The organism is Pseudomonas sp. JH-2 (assembly GCF_036231725.1).
Taxonomy (GTDB): Bacteria; Pseudomonadota; Gammaproteobacteria; order Pseudomonadales; family Pseudomonadaceae; genus Pseudomonas; species Pseudomonas delhiensis.
Genome location: NZ_JAZAQP010000002.1, coordinates 112069 through 134329, shown reverse-complemented (window position 1 = coordinate 134329; position 22261 = coordinate 112069). Strand labels below are relative to the sequence as shown.

Sequence of the window (22261 nt, the reverse complement as noted above, 5' to 3'; positions counted from 1 at the left end):
TTTCATGGCAGTGCCGTGCGTTTTTCCACCTGGCGGACCACGCCGGCCAGGCTGATGCTGATGAGCAGGAAGAACACCCCGACCAGGGTGATCGGCTCCAGGTAGCGGAAGCTGTCGGAACCGATGTTCTTGGCCTGCTGCATGATTTCCACCACGGTGATCGCCGAGAGCACCGGGGTGTCCTTGAACATGGCGATCAGGTAGTTGCCCAGGGCCGGCAGCACCGGGCGGATGGCCTGGGGCAGGATCACCTGGCGGTAGGCCCGCCACGGCGAGAAGTTCAGCGCCGTGACCGCCTCCCACTGCCCGCGCGGCACCGACTCCAGGCCGGCGCGGTAGACCTCGGCGGTGTAGCAGGCGTAGTGCAGGGCGATGCCCAGGGTGCCGGCCACCAGCGAGGTCATGTTCAGCCCGTAGCTGGGCAGCACGTAGAACAGGAAGTACACCTGGATCAGCAGCGGCGTGCTGCGGATGAACTCGATCAGCCAGGCCGCCGGCCACGACAGCCAGAAGTGCCGGCTGCGCCGGGCCAGGGCGAAGAGCAGGCCGAAGACCACCGCCAGGGCGAAGCCGACCAGGGTGATGCCGATGGTCTTGAGCGAGGCGTGCAGCAGCTGCGGCAGGATCTGCCAGGCGAATTGCCAGTCGAACAGCTTCATCACAGGCCTCCCCGGATGCGCCCATGCCCCAGCCGGCGTTCCAGGCGGCGCATGAGGAAGACGATGGCCTGGGCCATGGCGAAGTACAGCACCAGGGTCAGGCTGAAGATCTTCAGCGTCTCGAAGGTCGCCTGGTCCAGCTGGCGGGCGCGGAAGGTCAGGTCCGAGAGGGTGATCAGCGACACCAGCGAAGTGTTCTTCAGCAGCTCGATCAGCAGGTTGGTGCCCGGCGGTATGGCGCACAGCAGCGCCTGCGGCAGGATGATCCGGCGAAAGCGCGCGAGCGGCGTCATGTTCAGCGCCAGCGCCGCCTCGTACTGCCCCTTGGGCACCGAGCCGATGGCCCCGCGCATCACCTCCGCGCCATAGGCGCCGATGTGCAGGCCCAGGCCGAGGATGGCCACCGTGTAGGCGCCCAGCTCCAGGTTGAACGGCGGCAGCGGCAGCACGAAGAACAGCCAGAACAGCTGCACCAGCAGCGAGGTGCCGCGGAACAGCTCGATGTAGCCGATGGCCAGCCAGCGTACCGCAGGCCAGGGCGCCAGGCGGCCGAGCGCGGCGACTATGGCCAGCGCCACGGCCAGCAGCGAGCCGAAGAAGGTGACCTGGACGGTCACCCAGGCGCCCTCCAGCAGCAGTGGAAGCAATTCACCCATGTTGCGCATCCCGTATCGACAGGTTCGACGGAACGGCCGAGGGGGCGGGGCCCCCTGCGGTCACTGTTTGCAGAGCTCGGCGGCGCTCTTGTCGGTCAGGTTGGACTTGTCGAAGCCGAAGGGCTTGACCGTCTGCAGGTGCTCGTCGCTGCCCAGCCACTTCTTCAATTGCTGGTTCACCGCGTCGCGCAGGTCCTTGTCCTCCGGGCGGAAGGCCAGGGCGCCATAGCCGATGTGGGCCGGGTCGTCCTTGAAGTCGGCGATGGCCTCGACGCCGTCGCCGCCCTTGGCCGCCAGGCCCTTCATGGTCAGCGCGGTGCCGACGCTGGCGTCGGCGCGGCCGGCGCGCACCGCCTGCAGCTGCGCGGTGGTGTCCGGCACCTGGACGATCTGCTCGTCGCTCACCCCCTCGGCGCGGGCATAGCCCAGCTCGGCGGTGCCGGACATGATCGCCAGGCGCACGTCCGGGTTCTTCGCGACGTCAGCGTAGCTGTGCAGGTTCTTCGGGTTGCCCTTCTTCACCAGCAGGGTATCGGGGATCTGGTAGTGCGGGTCGGTGAAGATCACCTGCTGGCAGCGCGGCGGGGTGATGTACATGCCGGCGGCGATCACGTCGAAGCGCCCGGCGCGCAGCCCGGGGATCAGCGCGCCCCATTCGGTGAGCACCGGCTCGACCTTCTTCACGCCCATTGCGGTGAACACCTTGGTGGCGATCTCCGGCGACTCGCCGGTGACCTTGCCGGAGGTCTCGGTGTAGGCGAAGGGGGCCTCGTTGGCGTAGCCGATGCGCACGGTGCCGGTGCTCTGGATGCGTTCCAGGGTGGTCTCGGCCTGGCTGGCGAAACTGGCCGCAAGGCCCGCCAGCAGGGCGCAGGCCAGGTTCAGGCGACGCAGGGAAAGGGGGGCGGTACTCATCTTCGGATCTCCTGATCTTCTCGTGCCGGCCTTGTTGTGGTGTTGGGGCGCGGCGGTGGATGGCAGGTAGCGATGTCGTGCGACTGTTGTTGTTATGTGGGACCCGCCGGGCGGGCCTTCCGAAGTACTGCCCCGACGCAGGGCATTCGTTGCGTTGCAGACTAAGCCGTCCGGCCTTGCGGCTGTTCCCGATCGGCGCCGTCGCGGCGGAAAAAACGCCCTGTCGCGAGCGCCCCATCCGCGGCTTTTTTCTGCGCCGGCCTTGCGCCGCGGCGGACGGCGGCATGACCGGCTGGTCGGCCCGAGCATACAAAAGGCTTCCCAGCACCGGAATTGCACTAGGACAATCCATGGAAATGCCCTGATCCATCACCCTGTGCCGGAGACCGAAGGGGAATGCCCATCATGCAAAGCTGGCGCCAGGCGCTGGCCGGCCTGCGGGTCGGCGAATCCAAGTACAAGACACTGGTCCAGGCCATCGCCGCGGAAATCGAGCAGGGCCGCCTGCACGACGGCCAGCGCCTGCCGCCGCAACGCCAGGTGGCCGACGGCCTGGGCATCAGCGTGCAGACGGTGACCAACGCCTACAAGGAACTGGAGCGCCAGGGCCTGGTGCGCTGCGAGGTGGGCCGCGGCAGCTTCGTCTCGCGGCGCATGACCGAGGGCGTGTCGCGCTACATGCTCGACCACCCGGAGCGCGCCCTGGTGGACTTCTCCATCGCCAGCATCGTACACACCGACGACCACGATCGCCTGTGGCAGGACACCTGCCGCCAGTTGGCCCAGGAAGCGGACCAGCCGTGGATGCGCGCCTGCCGGCCGATCGCCGGCTTCGACAGCCACCGCGAGGCGGCGGCGCAATGGCTGGCGCAGCAGGGCCTGCGCTGCGAGCGCGACGACCTGCTGATCACCAACGGCGCCGCCCACGCCATCTTCCTCGCCCTCGCCTCCCTGGCCGGGCCCGACGACGTGGTGCTCTGCGAGCAGCTCACCGACCACGGCGTGATCGGCAATTCCCAGGTGCTCGGCTTCACCCTGAAGGGCGTGGAGATCGACCGCGAGGGTATCGACCCGGAGCACTTCGAGGACCTCTGCGCCAACGAGCGGGTCACCGCGCTGGTGTGCACGCCCAACCTGAACAACCCCACCTCCAGCCTGATGAGCGACGCGCGGCGCCGGGAGATCGCCGCCATCGCCCAGCGCTTCGGCGTCTACGTCATCGAGGACGACGTCTACGGCCCGCTGCTGGGCGAGCGCCGCGCGCCGCCCCTGAGCCACTACCTGCCGGACCTGTCGTTCTACTGCACCAGCTTCACCAAGAGCGTGCTCACCGGCCTGCGCATCGGCTACCTGGTGGTGCCGCGGCGCCTGGTCCTGCGCACCGAGAGCATCCTGCGGGTGAACAGCTGGATGGCCGCGCCGCTGCTGGCCGAAGTGGCCACCCGCTGGATCCACAACGGCAACGCCCAGGCCCTGGTGGAACGCCAGCGCCGCCTGCTGGCGGCGCGCCAGGCGCTGGTGGCCGAGCGCTTCGCCGAGCACCTGCTGGGGCATGCGCCGCAGGCCCTGAGCTGCTGGATCGGCATTCCCGAGCACTGGGAGCTGGACAGCCTGGTGCGCGAACTGCGCCACCGCCACATCGCCGTGACCTCGCCGGACCCCTTCATGGTCCGCGGCACCCCGCGCCCGCGCGCGGTGCGCCTGTGCATGGGCGCCGAATGCAGCGACGAGCGCATGGCCCAGGCCCTGGACGACATGCGCGAGCTGTTCGGCCAATACCCGAAGATCCACGATTTCTGAACGGGCCGCCGCCCCGTCCCCTTGTAGGAGCGCGCCCTGCGCGCGAATCGCGGGCAGGGCCCGCTCCTACAAATTACCGGGAAGTACGGTATTTCTCCCCGTAGGAGCGGACCTTGTCCGCGATAGCCGGACGTCCCGGCGCGATTCGCGGATGAGATCCGCTCCTACAGGTGGGTTCGAGGCCCCGTAGGATGGGTTGAGCGAAGCGATACCCATCGCCCATTACCACGCCGAATGACAATCTCCACGACATCGTCCTAGTACATTCAACGCGACAATTTCCCGCTCATACACTCGGCCCGACTGCATTGTCGGGAGGCCGCCATGGCCAACGAGATCCCCCTGATCGAGCTGTACCGCGCCCGCCAGCGCATCCGCGGCCTGGTGCGGCAGACCCCGCTGGAGCACTCGTCCAGCCTGTCGGCCCTGCTCGGCGCGCCGGTGTACCTGAAGCTGGAGTCGCAGCAGGCCACCGGCAGCTTCAAGCTGCGCGGCGCCAGCAACGCCATCGCCCAGCTGGACGACGCGCAGAAGGCCCGCGGGGTGGTCGCCGCCTCCACCGGCAACCATGGCCGCGCCCTTGCCCATGCCGCCCGCGTGCTCGGCGTGCCAGCCAGCATCTGCCTGTCGCGCCTGGTGCCGGCGAACAAGGTCGAGGCCATCCGCGCCCTGGGCGCCGAGGTGCGCATCGTCGGCGACAGCCAGGACGACGCCCAGGCCGAGGCCGAGCGCATTTCCCGCGAGCAGGGCGCCGCCCTGCTGCCACCCTTCGATCATCCGCAGATCATCGCCGGCCAGGGCACCCTGGGCCTGGAGATCCTCGAACAGCTGCCGCAGGTGCGCCAGGTGCTGGTGCCGCTGTCCGGCGGCGGCCTGTTCGGCGGTGTGGCCCTGGCACTGAAAACCGCCGACCCGTCGATCCGCCTGCACGGCATCAGCATGGCCCGCGGCGCCGCCATGGCCGCCAGCCTGGAAGCCGGCCACCCGGTGGAGGTGGAAGAGCTGCCGACCCTCGCCGACTCCCTCGGCGGCGGCATCGGCCTGGACAACCGCTACACCTTCGAACTCGCCCGCGCCTACTGCGACGAGCTGCACCTGCTCGGCGAGGAAGCCATCGCCGCCGGCATCCGCCATGCCTACCGCGAGGAGCGCCAGGTGGTGGAAGGCGCCGCGGCGGTGGGCATCGCCGCGCTGCTGGAAGGCCGCATCACCGCCGAAGGGCCGGTGGTGGTGGTCGTCAGCGGCCGCAACATCGCCATCGAACAACACCAACGCATCATCGAGGACACCCCGCATGGCTGACGTCACCCTGCTCAGCGAAGCCGACCTGCGCGCCTGCGTGGCGCTGGACCCCGAAAGCCTCGACGCCGTCGAGCAGGCCTTCCGCCTGCTGGCCACGGCGGCGGTGGCGATGCCGCCGATCCTGCGCCTGGACATCCCCGAGCACAACGGCGAGGTGGACGTGAAGACCGCCTACCTGCCCGGCCTGCCGCGCTTCGCCATCAAGGTCAGCCCGGGCTTCTTCGACAACCCGAAGCTCGGCCTGCCCAGCCTCAACGGCATGATGATGCTGCTGTCGGCCCACACCGGCCTGCTCGACGCCCTGCTGCTGGACAACGGCTACCTCACCGCCGTGCGCACCGCCTGCGCCGGGGCCGTGGCGGCCAGATGGCTGGCCCGTGAGGACGCCGACCAGGTGGCCATCCTGGGCGCCGGCGAGCAGGCGCGCCTGCAGCTCAAGGCGTTGTGCCTGGTGCGGCCGATCGAGCGTGCCAGCCTCTGGGCCCGCGATGCGGCCAAGGCGCGCCAGTGCGCCGCGGAACTGAGCAGCGCCCTGGGCATCCCGGTCACCGCCTGCGCCAGCGTCGACGAGGCCCTGGAAGGCGCCGACATCGCCATCAGCACCACGCCCAGCCGCGAGCCGCTGATCGAGAAGCGCCACCTGTGCCCGGGCCTGCACATCACCGCCATGGGCTCGGACGCCGAGCACAAGAACGAGATCGCCGCCGAGGCGCTGGCGGCGCTGGACTGCTACGTCGCCGACCGCCTGAGCCAGACCCGCGTGCTGGGCGAGCTGCACCACGCCATCGAGGCCGGCGCGGTGGCGGCGGACGCCGACTTCGCCGAGCTCGGCCAGGTCATCGCCGGGCAGCGCCCGGGCCGCCGCGGCGCCCGGGACGTGACTCTCTGCGACCTCACCGGCACCGGCGCCCAGGACACCGCCATCGCCGGCCTGGCCTTCCAGCGCGCGCAGCGCATGGGCAAGGGGTTCAAGTTCCACAGCTGACCGCTTCATACCGGACAAACACCTGTAGGAGCGAGCTTGCTCGCGAACAGATTCTTCGGCCGCGCCGGCGCTGGGCGGATTCGCGAGCAAGCTCGCTCCTACAAGAGCCCCCGTGACACCACTCATCCAGAGGATTTCCGCATGCCCGAAATCGTCGTCAACCTCCCCTTCGCGAGGGAGGAATACGCCCAGCGCCTGGCCAAGGTCCGCGCCAGCATGCAGCAGCGCGGCATCGAGCTGCTGCTGGTCAGCGACCCGTCGAACATGGCCTGGCTCACCGGCTACGACGGCTGGTCCTTCTACGTGCACCAGTGCGTGCTGCTGGCGCTGGACGGCGACCCCGTGTGGTTCGGCCGCGGCCAGGACGCCAACGGCGCGCGCCGCACGGTGTTCATGGGCGCCGACGACATCGTCGGCTACCCGGACCACTACGTACAGTCCAGCGAGCGCCACCCCATGGACTACCTGGCCCGCGAGGTGATCGCCGCGCGCGGCTGGCAGGCCCTGGCCATCGGCGTGGAGATGGACAACTACTACTTCAGCGCCGCCGCCTTCCGTTCGCTGCAGGCCAACCTGCCGCAGGCGCGCTTCGTCGACGCCACCGCGCTGGTCAACTGGCAGCGCGCGGTGAAATCGCCGCGGGAGATCGAGTACATGCGCATCGCCGCGCGCATCGTCGAGAAGATGCACGCGCACATCCTCGAGCGCATCGAGCCGGGCATGCGCAAGAACGAACTGGTGGCGCAGATCTACAGCACCGGCATCCTCGGTGCCGACGGCCATGGCGGCGACTACCCGGCCATCGTCCCACTGCTGCCCACTGGTGCGGATGCCAGCGCGCCGCACCTGACCTGGGACGACACGCCCTTCGAACGGGGCGCCGGCACCTTCTTCGAGATCGCCGGCTGCTACAAGCGCTACCATTGCCCGCTGTCGCGCACCCTCTACCTGGGCAAGCCGCCGCAGCACTTCCTCGACGCGGAAAAGGCCGTGGTCGAAGGCATCGCCGCCGGCCTGGAGGCGGCCAAACCGGGCAACACCACCGGCGACATCGCCCGCGCCTTCTTCGCCGTGCTGCAGAAGTTCGGCATCCACAAGGACAGCCGCTGCGGCTACCCCATCGGCATCAGCTACCCGCCGGACTGGGGCGAACGCACCATGAGCCTGCGCCCCAGCGACGAAAGCGTGCTGCAACCGGGCATGACCTTCCACTTCATGCCCGGCCTGTGGATGGACGACTGGGGCCTGGAGATCACCGAAAGCATCCTGATCACCGACACTGGCGTGCAGACCTTCTGCGACTACCCGCGCCAGTTGTTCGTGAAGGAGTGAAGCGATGACACTGCCACTCGATAAAGGGCTGCGCCACAACCCCATCGCCACCAGCGTCGACTTCGCGCGCGACGGCGTGCAGCACGGCCACCTCAAGCTGCCCTACTCGCGGGACGACTCGGCCTGGGGCGCGGTGATGATCCCCATTTGCGTGGTGAAGAACGGCGCGGGTCCCACCGCGCTGCTCACCGGTGGCAACCACGGCGACGAGTACGAAGGCCCGGTGGCGCTCAGCCGCCTGGCCCAGGAACTGCGCGCCGAGGACATCCGCGGCCGGGTGATCATCGTGCCCTTCATGAACACCCCGGCCTTCCTCGCCGGCAAGCGCACCTCGCCGATCGACGCCGGCAACCTCAACCGCAGCTTCCCCGGCCGCCCGGACGGCACGGTGACGCAGAAGATCGCCGACTACTTCCAGCGCACCCTGCTGCCGCTGGCCGACGTGGTGCTGGACATCCACTCCGGCGGCCGCACCCTCGACTTCCTGCCCTTCGCCGCCTGCCACGTGCTGCCGGACAAGGCCCAGCAGGAAGCCAGCGAGGCGCTGATGCGCGCCTTCGCCGCGCCCTATGCCATGCGCATGCTGGAACTGGACGCGGTGGGCATGTACGACAGCGCCGCCGAGGAACAGGGCAAGCTGTTCGTCACCACCGAGCTGGGTGGCGGCGGCAGCAGCACCGCGCGCAGCGTGGCCATCGCCCGCCGTGGCGTGCGCAACGTGCTGGTGCAGGCCGGCATCCTGCGTGGCGAAGTCGAGCACGCGGACTCGGTGATGCTCGACATGCCCGACGGCGACTGCTTCGTCGCCAGCGAGCACCAGGGCCTGCTGGAGATGTGCCGCGACCTGGGCGAGCGCGTGGAGCGCGGCGAGGTGCTGGCGCGGGTGCACGACGTGCTGCGCACCGGCGCCGCGCCGGTGGAGTACCGGGCCAAGCGCGGCGGCATCCTCGCCGCCCGGCACTTCCCCGGCCTGGTGCAGAGCGGCGACACCCTGGTGGTGGTCGCCGAGGTCCTGGGCTGATGCGCGCGCCGCGGCGCCGGAGGTGGCGATGATCAAGCTCGACCGCTACGACCTGAAGATCCTGCGCATCCTCGCCGGCGACGGGCGCATCACCAAGTCGAGCCTGGCCGAGGCCATCAACCTCTCGGTCAGCCCGGCCTGGGAGCGCGTGCGCAAGCTGGAGGAGGCCGGCCTGATCAAGGGCTACCGCGCGCAGATCGACTGGCCGGCGCTGTTCCGCCAGCAGCAGGTGCTGGTGGAGATCACCCTGGGCCGCCACACCGCCCAGGACATGCGCCGCATCGAACAGCGCCTGCAGCAGGCGCCGGAGGTGGGCTTCTGCTACGCCACCGGCGGCGGGGTGGACTACATCGCCATGGTCCAGGCCCGCGACGTCGACCACTACCAGCGCTTCATCGACCAGCTGCTGCTGGAGGACCTGGGGATCGAGCGCTACTTCACCTACATCGTCACCAAGGTGATCAAGACGCTGGATGCGGCCGTGCCGGCGGAGGCGCTGGAGGGCGCCTGATGCCGCGCTGCGCTGTCTTTCTTTTCGTAGGAGCGAGCTTGCTCGCGAATGGTGTTTCCCGGTGGCTCTGGTGTGTTGGGTTGACTCCGCTCCCTCTCCCCAGCCCTCTCCCTGAAGGGAGAGGGGGCTAGTCCGTGCCGAGAGGAGGAATGGTTTCAGCCGGAAACCTTCGGCGTCGCCGGCTGACTCCAGAACATCAGCGTCTGCCCAACGGTCCCCTCTCCCTTCAGGGAGAGGGTTAGGGAGAGGGCGCTCTTGGCCCCCAGCCAATTCCTTCCGGTAGAACACCCTTCGCGAGCAACCCGCCCCCACAACAACCCCACCCCCCTGCACAAAAAACACCCAAAAAACCTGACTCCAGGTTCAATCTCCTATAGAATGCGCCCCGCTCGGCACAGGGCCGGGCATGGGTTCCCTCACCCCATCGACGAAAAAGGATCCAGCATGTCGGCGCTTTCCCCGGCGGCTCGGCGCGGCGCATTGGCCGGCCTGGTCGTCTTCCACCTCCTCGTGATCATCGCCAGCAACTACCTGGTGCAGCTGCCCATGACCCTGTTCGGCTGGCAGACCACCTGGGGTGCGTTCAGCTTCCCGTTCATCTTCCTGGCCACCGACCTTACCGTGCGCCTGCTCGGCAAGAGCCCGGCGCGGCGCGTCATCGCCCGGGTGATGGGGCCGGCGCTGCTGGCCTCCTACGTGGTCTCGGTGCTGTTCCAGGACGGCGGCTACCGCGGCTTCGCCGCGCTGGGCGAGTTCAACACCTTCGTCGGGCGCATCGCCCTGGCCAGCTTCCTGGCCTACGCGCTCGGCCAGTTCCTCGACATCCAGGTGTTCGACCGCCTGCGCCGGCTGCGCCAGTGGTGGATCGCCCCGGTGGTGTCGACCCTGTTCGGCAACCTGCTGGATACCTTCACCTTCTTCTCCATCGCCTTCTGGCGCAGCGACAACCCCTTCATGGCGCAGCACTGGGTGGAAATCGCCACGGTGGACTACGGCGTCAAGCTGGCAGTCATGCTGATCCTCTTCGTGCCACTCTACGGCGTGCTGCTGCGCGCCATCCTCCAGGGCCTGGGCCGGCGTTCCGCCAGCGCCTGCTGAGGCGGGCGAAAAACGTAAAGCCCGCGGCGCATCTGCGGAAAGAATTGCCGCCGCCGCCCCGGCCTTAGGAAAAAACCGCCACGGCGCTCCCCCTAGGATGGTCCCCATGCCACCTGCGAGGAGACGCCGTCATGTCCTACGCCCACCCCCTGCTCTTCAAGTCGCTGTGCTACGTCAACGGCCAGTGGCTGCACAGCGCCAGCGGCGCCAGCATCGCCGTGGAGAACCCGGCCGACCGCGAAGTCATCGGCCACGTGCCGCTGCTCGAGCGCGAGCAGATAGTCGCCGCGGTGGACGCCGCCGCCGCGGCCTTCCCGGCCTGGCGCAAGCTCTCCCTGGACCAGCGCGCCGCGCCCCTGCTGCGCTGGGCCGAGCTGATCCGCCAGCACCGCGAGGACCTGGCGCAGATCCTTTCCCTGGAACAGGGCAAGCCCCTGACCGAGGCGCGTGGCGAGATCGACTACGCCGCCAGCTTCATCCCCTGGTTCGCCGAGCAGGCCCGGCGCCTGGACGGGCGCAACATCCCCAGCCACATCCCCGGCGCCCACCTGGGCACGGTGATGGAACCGGTGGGCGTGGCCGTGCTGCTCACCCCCTGGAACTTCCCCGCGGCGATGATCACCCGCAAGGCCGCCGCCGCCCTGGCCGCCGGCTGCAGCGTGGTGGTCAAGCCGGCCCACGAGACACCCTACTCGGCCTTCGCCCTGGCCCAGCTGGCCGAGGAGGCCGGGCTGCCCGCCGGCACCTTCAACGTGGTGCTGGGCGAGCCGCAGATGGCCATGGAGACCCTGGTGCGCGACAGCCGCGTGCGCGCGGTCAGCTTCACCGGCTCCACCCGCGTCGGCAAGCTGGTGCTGCAGGCCGCCGCCCAGGACGTGAAGAAGGTGGCGCTGGAACTGGGCGGCAACGCGCCCTTCATCGTGCTGCCCGACGCCGACCTGGAGCAGGCGGTGAAATTCGCCGTCGACGCCAAGTTCCAGACCTCCGGCCAGGACTGCTGCGCGGCCAACCGCATCCTCGTCGCCCGCGAGCTCTACGAACCCTTCCTGCAGCGCTTCGCCAGCGCCGTGCGGACGCTGCGCGTGGGCCCGGCCAGCGACGAGCGCAGCGACATAGGCCCGCTGATGCACCAGGCGGCCTTCGACGCCACCTGCGAGCGGGTGCGCGAGGCCATCGACAGCGGCGCGCGCCTGCTCGCCGGCGGCGAGCCCCACGCCCTGGGCGGCTGGTTCCACCAGCCCACGCTGCTGGCCGACGTCACCCCGGCCATGCGCATCTGGCGCGAGGAAAACTTCGCCCCCATCGCCGGGGTGACGGCCTACGACGACCTGGAGCAGGCCGTCGAGCTGGCCAACGACAGCGAATACGGCCTGGCGGCCTACATTTGTGGGCAGCGCCTCGACCAGGTGTGGCCGCTGATGCGCCGCCTGGAATTCGCCATGGTCGCGGTGAACGGCGCCCGGTTCACCGGCCACCCCATCCCCTTCGGCGGCATGAAGGCCTCGGGCCTGGGCCGCGAGGGCGGCAGCGAGGGCTTCGAGCCCTTCGTCGAGACCAAGTACTTCTGCCTGCACCACGGCGCCATCTGAGGAGAACACCGCCATGACCGACTACGCCGAGCTGTTCGAACAGGACCGTGCGCACTTCATGCACCCTTCCACCCACGCCCACGACCACGCCAGCGGCGCCCTGCCCGGGCGCATCATCACCGGCGCCTCGGGCGTGCGCATCCGCGACCACCAGGGCCGCGAGCTGCTGGACGCCTTCGCCGGGCTGTACTGCGTGAACATCGGCTACGGCCGTACCGAAGTGGCCGACGCCATCCATGAGCAGGCCAGGCAGCTGGCCTACTACCACACCTACGTCGGCCATTCCTCGGAGGCGATCATCGAGCTGTCCGCGCGGATCATCCGCGACTGGGCGCCGGCGGGGATGAAGAAGGTCTACTACGGCCTCTCCGGCTCCGACGCCAACGAGACCCAGGTCAAGCTGGTGCGCTACTACAACAACGTGCTGGGCCGCCCGCAGAAGAAGAAGATCATCTCGCGCCAGCGCGGCTACCACGGCTCGGGCATCGTCACCGGCAGCCTCACCGGCCTGGCCAGCTTCCACCAGCACTTCGACCTGCCGGTGGAAGGCGTCAAGCACACCCTCTGCCCGCACTTCTACAAGGCCCCGGCGGGCATGGACGAAGCGGCCTTCGTGCGCCACTGCGCCGAGGAGCTGGAGAACCTGATCCTCGCCGAGGGCCCGGACACCGTGGCGGCCTTCATCGGCGAACCGCTGATGGGCACCGGCGGCATCATCGTCCCGCCCCAGGGCTACTGGGCGGCGATCCAGGCGGTGCTGGCGAAGTACGACGTGCTGCTGATCGCCGACGAGGTGGTCTGCGCCTTCGGCCGCCTGGGCGACAGGATGGGCAGCCAGCGCTACGGCATGCGCCCGGACCTGATCACCACCGCCAAGGGCCTGACCAGCGCCTACGCGCCGCTGTCGGCGGTGATCGTCGGCGAGAAGGTCTGGGACGTGATCGACAGCGCCTCCACCCGCGAAGGCGCCATGGGCCATGGCTGGACCTACTCCGGCCACCCCATCTGCGCGGCGGCGGCCCTGGCCAACCTGGACATCCTCGAGCGCGAGAACATCACCGCCAACGCGGCGGACGTCGGCAGCTACCTCAACCAGCAGCTGCGCCAGGCCTTCGAGGGCCACCCGCTGGTGGGCGAGGTGCGCGGCGACGGCATGCTGGCGGCGCTGGAGTTCATGGCCGACCGCGAGGCGCGCACGCCTTTCGACGCGGCGCTGAAGGTCGGCCCGAAGGTCTCGGCGGCGTGCCTGGAACGCGGCATGATCGCCCGCGCCATGCCTCACGGCGACATCCTCGGCTTCGCCCCGCCGCTGGTGCTGACCCGCGCCGAGGCGGACGAAGTGGTGGGCATCGCCAAGGCCGCGGTGGACGCGGTGGCGGCGGAGGTGCTCTGAAACTCCGGCACGTCCTTGTAGGAGCGAGCTTGCTCGCGAACAGACTCCGCAGCGGGGCCGTTCGCGAGCAAGCTCGCTCCTACGAAAAGCCGGTGTATCCGGTGGTTTGGTAGCTTGTCCGCGATAGCCGGGCGTTGCGGCGCGATTCGCGGATGAGATCCGCTCCTACGCTGCCCCACCACACCGTTCTCCTGTAGGAGCGCGCCCTGCGCGCGAATCGCGGGCAGGGCCCGCTCCTACAAGGGGCGGCGGGTTCAGCCGCCCCTGGCCTTGTCCAGCTTGCGCAGGAACACGGTCATTTCCTTCTCCGCCTGCTTGTCGCCGTGGGCCTGGGCCGCGGCCAGGCCGTCGGTCCAGGCGGCGCGGGCGCCGTCGAGGTCGCCCTGGGCCTGCAGGGCCTTGCCCAGCAGCTTCCAGGCGGCGGAATACTTCGCGTCCTGCTCCACGCAGCGGCGCAGGTGTTCCGCCGCCTTGGCGGCATCGCCGGCATCCAGATAACCCTTGCCCAGGCCGAAGCGCAGCAGCGGGTTGTCGATGCCCTTGGCGAGCATTTTTTCCAGGCCTTCGAGCATCGCCCGGCCTCCTTCAGAAGAACGTCAGACCGGCCTGGAACAGCCGTTCGACGTCTCGGATTCGCTTCTTGTCGACCACGAAGAGGATCACGTGGTCGCCGGATTCCACCACCGTCTCGCCGTGGGCGATCAGCACTTCCTCGTCGCGGATCACCGCGCCTATGGTGGTGCCCGGCGGCAGGTGCACGTCGCTGATGCGCTTGCCGATCACCTTGCTCGACTTGGCGTCGCCGTGGGCCACCACCTCGATGGCCTCGGCCGCGCCGCGGCGCAGCGAGTGCACGCTCTCGATGTCGCCGCGGCGCACGTGGGTCAGCAGGGTGCCGATGGTGGCCAGCTGCGGGCTGATGGCGATGTCGATCTCGCCGCCCTGCACCAGGTCGACGTAGGCCGGGTTGTTGATGAGGGTCATCACCTTGCGCGCGCCCAGGCGCTTGGCCAGCAGCGAGGACATGATGTTGGCCTCGTCGTCGTTGGTCAGGGCCAGGAACAGGTCGGTCTCGTTGATGTTCTCTTCCAGCAGCAGGTCGCGGTCCGAGGCGCTGCCCTGGAGCACGATGGTGCTGTCGAGGTTGTCCGACAGGTGCCGGCAGCGCGCCGGGTTCATCTCGATGATCTTCACCTGGTAGCGGTTCTCGATGGCCTCGGCCAGGCGTTCGCCGATGTTGCCGCCGCCGGCGATGATGATCCGCTTGTAGTTCTCCTCCAGCCGGCGCATCTCGCCCATCACCGCGCGGATGTGGGCCTTGGCGGCGATGAAGAACACCTCGTCGTCGGCCTCGATGACGGTGTCGCCCTGGGGGATGATCGGCCGGTTGCGCCGGTAGATCGCCGCCACCCGGGTGTCCGCGTTGGGCATGTGCTCGCGCAGCTGGCGCAGCTCCTGGCCCACCAGCGGGCCGCCGTAGTGGGCCTTGATGCCCACCAGCTGGGCCTTGCCCTCGGCGAAGTCGATCACCTGCAGGGAGCCGGGGTACTCGACCAGGCGCTTGATGTAGTTGGTCACCACCTGTTCCGGGCTGATCAGCACGTCCACCGGGATCGCCTCGTTGTCGAACAGGCCGGTGCGCGTCAGGTAGGCCGCCTCGCGCACCCGGGCGATGCGCGTCGGGGTGTTGAACAGGGTGTAGGCCACCTGGCAGGCGACCATGTTCACCTCGTCGCTGTTGGTCACCGCCACCAGCATGTCGGCGTCGTCGGCGCCGGCCTGGCGCAGCACCGTGGGGAACGAGGCCTTGCCGTGCACGGTGCGGATGTCCAGGCGGTCGTTGAGGTCGCGCAGGCGCTGGCCGTCGGTGTCGACCACGGTGATGTCGTTGGCTTCGCTGGCCAGGTGCTCGGCCAGGGTGCCGCCGACCTGGCCGGCACCGAGGATGATGATCTTCATGGGGTCGCGCTCGTCCGGGCTCTAGCGGGCGGATATCTTGATGAGCTTGGCATAGTAGAAGCCGTCGTGTCCGCCTTCTTGCGGCAGCAGCTGGCGCCCGTGGTCCTGCTTCAGGCCCCAGGGCCCGGCCAGGTCCAGTTCGCGGGCGCCGGGGGTGCGGGCGAGGAAGGCGGCGATCGACTCGCGGTTCTCTTGCGGCATCACCGAGCAGGTGGCGTAGAGCAGGATGCCGCCGACCTCCAGGGTCGGCCACAGCGCGTCGAGCAGTTCGCCCTGCAGCTGCGCCAGCGCCGGGATGTCTTCGGCGGCGCGGGTCAGCTTGATGTCCGGGTGCCGGCGGATCACCCCGGTGGCCGAGCAGGGCGCGTCCAGCAGGATGCGCTGGAACGGCTTGCCGTCCCACCAGGCGCCGGTGTCGCGGCCATCGGCGGCTACCAGGCTGGCGTCCAGCTGCAGGCGCGCCAGGTTCTCGCGCACGCGCACCAGGCGCGACGCTTCCAGGTCCACGCCGAGCACGCCGGCCAGGCCGGGTTCGGCTTCCAGCAGGTGGCAGGTCTTGCCGCCGGGGGCGCAGCAGGCGTCGAGCACGCGCTGGCCGGGGGCCAGTTCGAGCAGGTCGGCGGCCAGTTGCGCGGCTTCGTCCTGCACGCTCACGCGGCCTTCGGCGAAGCCGGGCAGCTCGCGCACGTCGCAGGGCTGGGCGAGCTGGATGCCGTCGCGGCTGAAGGCGCAGGGCGCGGCCTCGATGCCGGCGGCCTGCAATTCGGCCAGGTAGGCGTCACGGCTGCCCTGGCGGCGGTTCACCCGCAGGGTCATCGGCGGGTGGGCGTTGTTCGCCGCGCAAATGGCTTCGAACTGCTCCGGCCAGGCCTGCTTCAGGGCCTTCTGCAGCCAGCGCGGGTGGGCCAGGCGCGCCGCCGGGTCGCGGTCGACGTCGGCGAGCAGCACCTCGCCTTCGCGCTGGGCGCGGCGCAGCACGGCGTTGAGCAGGCCCTTGGCCCAGGTCTTCTTCAGCTTGTCGGCGCAGCCAACGGTTTCGCCGATGGCCGCGTGCGGCGGAATACGGGTGTAGAGCAGCTGGTACAGGCCGACCAGCAGCAGCGCCTCGACGTCGCGGTCGCCGGCCTTGAACGGCTTCTGCAGCAGGCGCGCGGCCAGGGCCGCCAGGCGCGGTTGCCAGCGCGCGGTGCCGAAGGCCAGCTCCTGGGTCAGGCCGCGGTCGCGCGGGGCAACCAGTTCCAGTTGCGGCGGCAGTGAACTGCCCAGCGAGGCGCGGCCGGCGAGCACGGCGGCCAGCGCACGGGCGGCGGCGAGGCGCGGGCTGGCGCTCATTGGCCCAGCACCAGGCCGGCGGCGAACTGCTCGCGGCGGCTGTTGAACAGGTCGGCGAAGGCCAGCGGCTTGCCGCCGGGCAGCTGCACGCGGGTCAGCAGCAGGCTGCCTTCGCCGCAGCCGACCAGCAGGCCGTCGCGGCTGGCGTCGAGAATCCTGCCGGGCTCGCCCCTGCCCTCGCCCAGGCGCGCGGCCCAGACCTTCAGCGGCTCGCCATTCAGCGTGGTGTGGCACACCGGCCAGGGGTCGAAGGCGCGCACGGCGCGCTCCAGTTCCACGGCCGGGCGGCTCCAGTCCAGGCGCGCCTCATCCTTGCTCAGCTTGTGCGCGTAGGTGGCCAGGGCATCGTCCTGCACCTCGCCCTCGAGCGTGCCGGCGGCCAGGCCGGCGATGGCCTCGACCACCGCCGGCGGGCCCAGGCGCGCCAGGCGGTCGTGCAGGCTGCCGCCGGTGTCTTCGGCGCTGATCGGCGTGCTGACCTTGAGCAGCATCGGCCCGGTGTCCAGGCCCGCCTCCATGCGCATCACGGTCACGCCGCTTTCCGCGTCGCCAGCCTGCACCGCGCGCTGGATGGGCGCGGCGCCGCGCCAGCGCGGCAGCAGCGAGGCGTGGCTGTTGATGCAGCCCAGGCGCGGGATGTCCAGCACCGCCTGGGGCAGGATCAGGCCGTAGGCGACCACCACCATCAGGTCCGGCCGCAGCGCCGCCAGTTCGGCCTGGGCCGCGGCGTCGCGCAGGGTCGGCGGCTGCAGCACCGGCAGGCCGTGCTGCACGGCGAGCTGCTTGACCGGGCTGGGCATCAGCTTCTGCCCGCGGCCGGCCGGGCGGTCCGGCTGGGTGTAGACGGCGACGATCTCATGCGGCGTGTCGAGCAGGGCCTTGAGGTGCTCGGCGGCGAATTCCGGGGTCCCGGCGAAGACGATGCGCAATGCTTGGCTCATGCGTAGGCTCGCTAAAGAAAAAAGGCTTGCCGGGGCAAGCCTTTGGGGAGGAGGGGTCAGGCGCGCTGGCGGTGCTGCTTTTCCAGCTTCTTCTTGATCCGGTCGCGCTTGAGGTTCGACAGGTAGTCGACGAACAGCTTGCCGTTGAGGTGGTCGCACTCGTGCTGGATGCACACCGCCAGCAGGCCCTCGGCGATTTCCTCGAAGGCCTTGCCGTCGCGGTCCAGCGCCTTGACGCGCACGCGCAGCGGGCGGTCGACGTTCTCGTAGAAACCGGGCACCGACAGGCAACCTTCCTGGTACTCGCCCATTTCGTCGGTGAGGGTTTCCAGTTCCGGGTTGATGAACACGCGCGGCTCGGACTTGTCCTCGGACAGGTCCATCACCACGATGCGCTGGTGCACGTTGATCTGGGTGGCGGCCAGGCCGATGCCGGGGGCCTCGTACATGGTTTCGAACATGTCGTCGACCAGTTGGCGCACGCTATCGTCGACCACCTCGACAGGCTTGGCGATCGTGCGCAGGCGCGGATCGGGGAATTCGAGGATGTTCAGAATGGCCATATGCGTTTGTGATGCACTTGTGGAATAAAGTAAAAATCGGCTGCTAATATGCTGAGCAGCATCGAAAAACGCTGGAAAGCCCGGTAGGGGCGGCTTTCCGGTGTTTCATGTGTATACATAATAAAGGGATTCACCGCATGAGGAAAACACTACTCGCCGTGCTGCTGCTGGCGGCAGGAAGCATGGCGCAGGGTGCCGTGGAACTCAGGGATGGCCACCCCGACCGCTATACGGTGGTCAAGGGCGACACCCTCTGGGACATCTCCGGCAAGTTCCTGAGCAAGCCCTGGAAGTGGCCGGAGATCTGGCAGGTGAATCCGCAGATCCGCAACCCGCACCTGATCTACCCCGGCGACGTCCTGAGCCTGGTGTACATCGACGGCCAGCCGCGCCTGGTGCTCAACCGCGGCGCCTCCCACGGCACCATCAAGCTGTCGCCCAAGGTGCGCAGCACGCCGATGGCCGAGGCGGTGCCGACCATCCCGCTGGACAAGATCAACGCCTTCCTGCTGTCCAACCGCATCGTCGACAGCGAGGGCGACTTCAGCAACGCCCCCTACATGGTCGCCGGCGATGCCGAGCGCGTGGTCAGCGGCGCCGGCGACCGCGCCTACGCCCGCGGCGACTCCCTGGCCGAGGAGGGCAGCTACGGCATCTTCCGCCAGGGCAAGATCTACACCGACCCGGACACCAAGGAAGTCCTCGGCGTCGACGCCATGGACGTCGGCAGCGCCCGGGTGACCGCCAAGGAAGACGACATCGCCACCCTCAACCTGACGCGGACCACCCAGGAAGTGCGGCCGGGCGACCGCCTGTTCCCCACTGAGGAACGCGCGGTGACCTCCCTCTTCATGCCCAGCGAGCCGAAGACGCCGATCAAGGGCAGCATCATCGACGTGCCGCGCGGCGTCACCCAGATCGGCAAGTACGACGTGGTGACCATCGACAAGGGCTCCCGCGACGGCCTCGAGGAAGGCAACGTGCTGGCCATCTACAAGCTCGGCGAGACGGTGCGCGACCGCGTCAGCGGCGACCTGGTGAAGATCCCCGACGAGCGCTCCGGCCTGGTGATGATCTTCCGCACCTACAACCGCCTCAGCTACGGCCTGGTGCTCACCGCCAACCGCTCGCTGGAAGTGCAGGACAAGGTGCGCAACCCCTGATCCCCACGCTTGTACGAAGAACCCCGCCGCGGCGGGGTTCTTCGTTTCTGCCGGCCGCATCTTCCGAAGCGTCCGGCAGGCGGCGGCCGGCGGACGCGGCATAGTCGGGCTTCCCGCCAAAGCGCCAAGGACTGCCGCCATGCCTCGCCAAGCCTCCCCCGCCGAACTGGAAGCCCGCCTGCGCCTGCACGCCCTGCCCGAACTGGGGCCGCGGCGCTTCACGGCCCTGCTGGCGGCCTTCGGCAGCGCCTCCGCCGCCCTCAGCGCACCCGCCGCGGCCTGGCGTTCCCTCGGCCTGCCGGCGGCCAGCGCCGAGGCGCGGCGCAGCGAAGCCACCCGCCAGGCGGCGGCCGAGGCCCTGCGCTGGCTGGAAGGGCCCGACCGGCACCTGCTGATGTGGGACAGCGAGGACTACCCCGCGCTGCTGGCGGAACTGGCCGATGCGCCGCCGCTGCTGTTCGTCGAGGGCGCCCGCGGCGTGCTGGGGCAGCCGCAACTGGCGGTGGTCGGCAGCCGCCGCGCCAGCCGCCCGGGGCTGGACACCGCCCGCGCCTTCGCCCGCAGCCTGGCCGGCGGCGGCTTCGCCATCACCAGCGGGCTGGCCCTGGGCATCGACGGCGCCGCCCACGAGGGCGCCCTGGAGGCCGGCGGGCCGACCCTGGCGGTGCTCGGCACCGGGCTGTGCCGGCTCTACCCGCGCCGCCACCTGGGGCTGGCGCGGCGCATCGTCGAGGGCGGCGGCGCGCTGCTGTCCGAGCTGCCGCTGGACTGCCCGCCGCGGCCGGACAACTTCCCGCGGCGCAACCGCATCATCAGCGGCCTGTCCCTGGGCGTGCTGGTGGTCGAGGCCAGCCCGGCCAGCGGCTCGCTGATCACCGCGCGGCTGGCCGCCGAGCAGGGCCGCGAGGTCTACGCCATCCCCGGCTCCATCCACCATCCCGGCGCGCGGGGCTGCCACGAGCTGATCCGCCAGGGCGCCACCCTGGTGGAGCGCATCGACGACATCCTCGACGGCCTGAGCGGCTGGACCGCCGGGGCTCCGGCCGGTGAGCCGGCCCCGCAGTCGCCAGCGCACCCGCTGCTGGAATTGCTGCGCGCCGCGCCGCTGGGCAGCGAGGCGCTGGCCGCAGGCTCCGGCTGGGCGCTGCCGCAGGTGCTGGCGGCGCTGACCGAGCTGGAATTGGAGGGCAAGGTGGCCTGCGAGGCCGGCGTCTGGGTGCATCGCGGCGGTTGAACCCGTAAACTGCCGCGCAATCGTGATTTCCCTGGAGTTCCCCGATGATCAGCAGCTGGCGTGTGCAGCGTGTGGCCAAGATAGTGCGTGACGGTGGCGTCATCGCCTACCCGACCGAAGCGGTCTGGGGCCTGGGCTGCGACCCCTGGAACGAGGACGCCGTCTACCGCCTGCTGGCGATCAAGGAGCGGCCGGTGGAGAAGGGCCTGATCCTGGTGGCCGACAACATCCGCCAGTTCGACTTCCTGCTGGCCGACCTGCCGCAGGAATGGCAGGACCGCCTGGGCGCCACCTGGCCGGGCCCGAACACCTGGCTGGTGCCGCACCAGGACCGCCTGCCGGAATGGATCACCGGCCAGCACGACAGCGTGGCCCTGCGCGTCAGCGAACACCCGCTGGTGCGCGAGCTGTGCGCGCTCACCGGCCCGCTGGTGTCCACCTCGGCCAACCCCGCCGGGCGCCCGGCGGCGCGCTCGCGGCTGCGGGTGGAGCAGTACTTCCGCGGCGAGCTGGACGGCGTGCTCGACGGCAAGCTCGGTGGCCGGCGCAACCCCAGCGTGATCCGCGACCTGGTTACCGGCCGGACCGTGCGCCCGGCCTGAGGGGGCTCTTCGTAGGAGCGAGCTTGCTCGCGAACCGAATTTGCCGGGGACAGTGGATGTTGGCGTTCAGAGCACCCTCTCCCTAACCCTCTCCCGCTTGCGGGAGAGGGGACGGAGCCAAACTAAAACACCGAAGTCACAGCTGAGCACTGTTCGCGAGCAAGCTCGCTCCTACGAGAAGCCGTGCCGTTTCCCTCAAGGCAACAGGATGGTCGACCCGGTAGTCCGCCGCGCCGCCAGCTCGGTCTGGGCCTTGGCCGCGTCGGCCAGGGCGTAGCGCTGGTTGATCTCCACCTTGACCTTGCCCGAGACGAGCATGCCGAACAGGTCATCGGCCATCGCCTGCAGGCGCTCGGGGGTGTTGGCGTAGCCGAACAGCGTCGGCCGGGTGACGAACAGCGAGCCCTTCTGCGCCAGGATGCCCAGGTTCACCCCGTCCACCGGCCCCGAGGCGTTGCCGAAGCTGACGATCAGCCCGCGCGGGGCGGCGCAGTCCAGGGAGATCGGCCAGGTGTCCTTGCCCACCGAGTCGTAGACCACCGGGCACTTCTTGCCGTCGGTGAGCTGCAGCACGCGCTCCGCCACGTTCTCGTGGCTGTAGTCGATGGTCGCCCAGGCGCCGTGGGCCTTGGCCAGCTCGGCCTTGGCCGCCGAGCCGACGGTGCCGATCAGCCTCACCCCCAGGGCCTTGGCCCACTGGCAGGCGATCAGCCCGACGCCGCCGGCGGCCGCGTGCCAGAGCACGGTCTGGCCGGGCTGGGCATTGTAGGTCTGGCGCAGCAGGTACTGCACGGTCAGGCCCTTGAGCATGACCGCGGCGGCGGTCTCGAAGTCGATGGCGTCGGGCAGCTTCACCACGTTCGCCGCCGGCAGCACGTGCAGCTCGCTGTAGGCGCCCAGCGGGCCGGTGGCGTAACCCACGCGGTCACCGACCTTGACGCTGGTGACCTCGCTGCCCACCGCCTCCACTTCGCCGGCGCCCTCGGTGCCCAGCCCGGAGGGCAGCGCCGGGGCCGGGTAGAGGCCGCTGCGGAAGTAGGTGTCGATGAAGTTCAGGCCGATGGCGCGGTTGCGTACGCGGACTTCCTTCGGGCCCGGCTCGGCCGGGGTGTAGTCGGTGTACTCGAGGACTTCGGGGCCGCCGGTGCGGGCGAACTGGATGCGCTTGGCCATGTGGATCTCCTGCTGCATGCGCCGCCGGGCTGG

General features: G+C 69.8%; 21 protein-coding genes. 12 read left to right on the top strand and 9 right to left on the bottom strand.

Annotated elements, in window-relative coordinates; genetic code table 11:
• Window positions 1–2: 2 nt before the first annotated feature.
• Genes ehuD through ehuB form a run of 3 tightly spaced genes read right to left on the bottom strand, consistent with a single transcriptional unit; the run spans window position 3 to window position 2230 of the window.
• A complete protein-coding gene (ehuD, locus tag VV867_RS02120) occupies window positions 3–659 on the bottom strand; it encodes an ectoine/hydroxyectoine ABC transporter permease subunit EhuD (RefSeq protein WP_009614464.1) in 657 nt (218 codons plus the stop codon).
• On the bottom strand, window positions 659–1315 hold the full coding sequence (ehuC, locus tag VV867_RS02115; protein ID WP_328565522.1) for an ectoine/hydroxyectoine ABC transporter permease subunit EhuC: 657 nt from the start codon (window positions 1313–1315) through the stop codon (window positions 659–661). Before ehuC ends, ehuD begins: the two co-directional genes overlap by 1 nt.
• 60 nt (window positions 1316–1375) lie before the next feature.
• A complete protein-coding gene (gene ehuB, locus VV867_RS02110; RefSeq protein ID WP_328565521.1) occupies window positions 1376–2230 on the bottom strand; it encodes an ectoine/hydroxyectoine ABC transporter substrate-binding protein EhuB in 855 nt (284 codons plus the stop codon).
• A gap of 405 nt (window positions 2231–2635) precedes the next feature.
• On the opposite strand from ehuB, the gene ehuR reads away from it, so the two are divergent.
• The 9 genes from ehuR to VV867_RS02065 all read left to right on the top strand — a co-directional run bounded on the left by ehuR (window position 2636) and on the right by VV867_RS02065 (window position 13261).
• Window positions 2636–4030 carry a MocR-like ectoine utilization transcription factor EhuR gene (gene ehuR, locus VV867_RS02105; protein WP_328565520.1) on the top strand — a complete coding sequence of 465 codons (1395 nt, stop codon included), beginning with the start codon at window positions 2636–2638 and terminating at the stop codon, window positions 4028–4030.
• Window positions 4031–4354: 324 nt separating this feature from the next.
• Window positions 4355–5332, top strand: a complete 978-nt coding sequence (gene eutB / locus VV867_RS02100; RefSeq protein ID WP_328565519.1) for a hydroxyectoine utilization dehydratase EutB — start codon at window positions 4355–4357, stop codon at window positions 5330–5332.
• On the top strand, window positions 5325–6317 hold the full coding sequence (locus tag VV867_RS02095) for a cyclodeaminase (RefSeq protein WP_328565518.1): 993 nt from the start codon (window positions 5325–5327) through the stop codon (window positions 6315–6317). The genes eutB and VV867_RS02095 overlap by 8 nt, the downstream gene beginning before the upstream one ends.
• 141 nt (window positions 6318–6458) lie before the next feature.
• Entirely contained in the window at window positions 6459–7649 is a 1191-nt protein-coding gene (gene doeA, locus VV867_RS02090) for an ectoine hydrolase DoeA (protein ID WP_275628139.1), read from the top strand.
• A 4-nt stretch (window positions 7650–7653) separates the two neighbouring features.
• Window positions 7654–8670, top strand: a complete 1017-nt coding sequence (gene doeB, locus VV867_RS02085; protein WP_275628138.1) for a N(2)-acetyl-L-2,4-diaminobutanoate deacetylase DoeB — start codon at window positions 7654–7656, stop codon at window positions 8668–8670.
• 28 nt (window positions 8671–8698) lie between these two features.
• Window positions 8699–9181 (top strand): Lrp/AsnC family transcriptional regulator, encoded by a 483-nt coding sequence (locus tag VV867_RS02080; protein WP_275628137.1) that lies wholly within the window; start codon window positions 8699–8701, stop codon window positions 9179–9181.
• 444 nt (window positions 9182–9625) lie between these two features.
• Window positions 9626–10279 (top strand): 7-cyano-7-deazaguanine/7-aminomethyl-7-deazaguanine transporter, encoded by a 654-nt coding sequence (locus VV867_RS02075; protein ID WP_089392591.1) that lies wholly within the window; start codon window positions 9626–9628, stop codon window positions 10277–10279.
• Between the two features lie 131 nt (window positions 10280–10410).
• Window positions 10411–11868 (top strand): NAD-dependent succinate-semialdehyde dehydrogenase, encoded by a 1458-nt coding sequence (locus VV867_RS02070; RefSeq protein ID WP_328565517.1) that lies wholly within the window; start codon window positions 10411–10413, stop codon window positions 11866–11868.
• A gap of 13 nt (window positions 11869–11881) precedes the next feature.
• A complete protein-coding gene (locus tag VV867_RS02065; RefSeq protein ID WP_328565516.1) occupies window positions 11882–13261 on the top strand; it encodes an aspartate aminotransferase family protein in 1380 nt (459 codons plus the stop codon).
• Between the two features lie 254 nt (window positions 13262–13515).
• Here VV867_RS02065 and VV867_RS02060 read toward each other — a convergent pair whose 3' ends face one another.
• From VV867_RS02060 to def, 5 genes are read right to left on the bottom strand one after another with little or no spacing between them, the layout of a single operon-like run.
• Window positions 13516–13833, bottom strand: a complete 318-nt coding sequence (locus VV867_RS02060; RefSeq protein ID WP_275628134.1) for a tetratricopeptide repeat protein — start codon at window positions 13831–13833, stop codon at window positions 13516–13518.
• Window positions 13834–13846: 13 nt separating this feature from the next.
• On the bottom strand, window positions 13847–15220 hold the full coding sequence (gene trkA, locus VV867_RS02055; RefSeq protein WP_089392733.1) for a Trk system potassium transporter TrkA: 1374 nt from the start codon (window positions 15218–15220) through the stop codon (window positions 13847–13849).
• 21 nt (window positions 15221–15241) lie between these two features.
• A complete protein-coding gene (gene rsmB / locus VV867_RS02050) occupies window positions 15242–16552 on the bottom strand; it encodes a 16S rRNA (cytosine(967)-C(5))-methyltransferase RsmB (protein ID WP_328565515.1) in 1311 nt (436 codons plus the stop codon).
• Entirely contained in the window at window positions 16549–17493 is a 945-nt protein-coding gene (gene fmt / locus VV867_RS02045; protein ID WP_328565514.1) for a methionyl-tRNA formyltransferase, read from the bottom strand. Before fmt ends, rsmB begins: the two co-directional genes overlap by 4 nt.
• Window positions 17494–17549: 56 nt before the next feature.
• Window positions 17550–18056, bottom strand: a complete 507-nt coding sequence (gene def, locus VV867_RS02040) for a peptide deformylase (RefSeq protein ID WP_089392736.1) — start codon at window positions 18054–18056, stop codon at window positions 17550–17552.
• 137 nt (window positions 18057–18193) lie between these two features.
• Between def and VV867_RS02035 the strand changes: the two genes are divergently transcribed.
• The 3 genes from VV867_RS02035 to VV867_RS02025 all read left to right on the top strand — a co-directional run bounded on the left by VV867_RS02035 (window position 18194) and on the right by VV867_RS02025 (window position 21055).
• Window positions 18194–19219, top strand: a complete 1026-nt coding sequence (locus tag VV867_RS02035; RefSeq protein ID WP_109932786.1) for a LysM peptidoglycan-binding domain-containing protein — start codon at window positions 18194–18196, stop codon at window positions 19217–19219.
• A 139-nt stretch (window positions 19220–19358) separates the two neighbouring features.
• Window positions 19359–20453, top strand: a complete 1095-nt coding sequence (gene dprA, locus VV867_RS02030) for a DNA-processing protein DprA (protein ID WP_328565513.1) — start codon at window positions 19359–19361, stop codon at window positions 20451–20453.
• Window positions 20454–20497: 44 nt separating this feature from the next.
• On the top strand, window positions 20498–21055 hold the full coding sequence (locus tag VV867_RS02025) for an L-threonylcarbamoyladenylate synthase (protein WP_109932790.1): 558 nt from the start codon (window positions 20498–20500) through the stop codon (window positions 21053–21055).
• A gap of 195 nt (window positions 21056–21250) precedes the next feature.
• Here VV867_RS02025 and VV867_RS02020 read toward each other — a convergent pair whose 3' ends face one another.
• Window positions 21251–22228, bottom strand: coding sequence for a quinone oxidoreductase family protein (locus tag VV867_RS02020; protein ID WP_275628129.1), 978 nt, complete (start codon window positions 22226–22228; stop codon window positions 21251–21253).
• Window positions 22229–22261: the final 33 nt, after the last annotated feature.

Coding starts and splice junctions, on each gene's coding strand:
- ehuD (WP_009614464.1), bottom strand. CDS start 659: ATGAAGCTGTTCGACTGGCAATTCGCCTGGCAGATCCTGCCGCAGCTG.
- ehuC (WP_328565522.1), bottom strand. CDS start 1,315: ATGGGTGAATTGCTTCCACTGCTGCTGGAGGGCGCCTGGGTGACCGTC.
- ehuB (WP_328565521.1), bottom strand. CDS start 2,230: ATGAGTACCGCCCCCCTTTCCCTGCGTCGCCTGAACCTGGCCTGCGCC.
- ehuR (WP_328565520.1), top strand. CDS start 2,636: ATGCAAAGCTGGCGCCAGGCGCTGGCCGGCCTGCGGGTCGGCGAATCC.
- eutB (WP_328565519.1), top strand. CDS start 4,355: ATGGCCAACGAGATCCCCCTGATCGAGCTGTACCGCGCCCGCCAGCGC.
- VV867_RS02095 (WP_328565518.1), top strand. CDS start 5,325: ATGGCTGACGTCACCCTGCTCAGCGAAGCCGACCTGCGCGCCTGCGTG.
- doeA (WP_275628139.1), top strand. CDS start 6,459: ATGCCCGAAATCGTCGTCAACCTCCCCTTCGCGAGGGAGGAATACGCC.
- doeB (WP_275628138.1), top strand. CDS start 7,654: ATGACACTGCCACTCGATAAAGGGCTGCGCCACAACCCCATCGCCACC.
- VV867_RS02080 (WP_275628137.1), top strand. CDS start 8,699: ATGATCAAGCTCGACCGCTACGACCTGAAGATCCTGCGCATCCTCGCC.
- VV867_RS02075 (WP_089392591.1), top strand. CDS start 9,626: ATGTCGGCGCTTTCCCCGGCGGCTCGGCGCGGCGCATTGGCCGGCCTG.
- VV867_RS02070 (WP_328565517.1), top strand. CDS start 10,411: ATGTCCTACGCCCACCCCCTGCTCTTCAAGTCGCTGTGCTACGTCAAC.
- VV867_RS02065 (WP_328565516.1), top strand. CDS start 11,882: ATGACCGACTACGCCGAGCTGTTCGAACAGGACCGTGCGCACTTCATG.
- VV867_RS02060 (WP_275628134.1), bottom strand. CDS start 13,833: ATGCTCGAAGGCCTGGAAAAAATGCTCGCCAAGGGCATCGACAACCCG.
- trkA (WP_089392733.1), bottom strand. CDS start 15,220: ATGAAGATCATCATCCTCGGTGCCGGCCAGGTCGGCGGCACCCTGGCC.
- rsmB (WP_328565515.1), bottom strand. CDS start 16,552: ATGAGCGCCAGCCCGCGCCTCGCCGCCGCCCGTGCGCTGGCCGCCGTG.
- fmt (WP_328565514.1), bottom strand. CDS start 17,493: ATGAGCCAAGCATTGCGCATCGTCTTCGCCGGGACCCCGGAATTCGCC.
- def (WP_089392736.1), bottom strand. CDS start 18,056: ATGGCCATTCTGAACATCCTCGAATTCCCCGATCCGCGCCTGCGCACG.
- VV867_RS02035 (WP_109932786.1), top strand. CDS start 18,194: ATGAGGAAAACACTACTCGCCGTGCTGCTGCTGGCGGCAGGAAGCATG.
- dprA (WP_328565513.1), top strand. CDS start 19,359: ATGCCTCGCCAAGCCTCCCCCGCCGAACTGGAAGCCCGCCTGCGCCTG.
- VV867_RS02025 (WP_109932790.1), top strand. CDS start 20,498: ATGATCAGCAGCTGGCGTGTGCAGCGTGTGGCCAAGATAGTGCGTGAC.
- VV867_RS02020 (WP_275628129.1), bottom strand. CDS start 22,228: ATGGCCAAGCGCATCCAGTTCGCCCGCACCGGCGGCCCCGAAGTCCTC.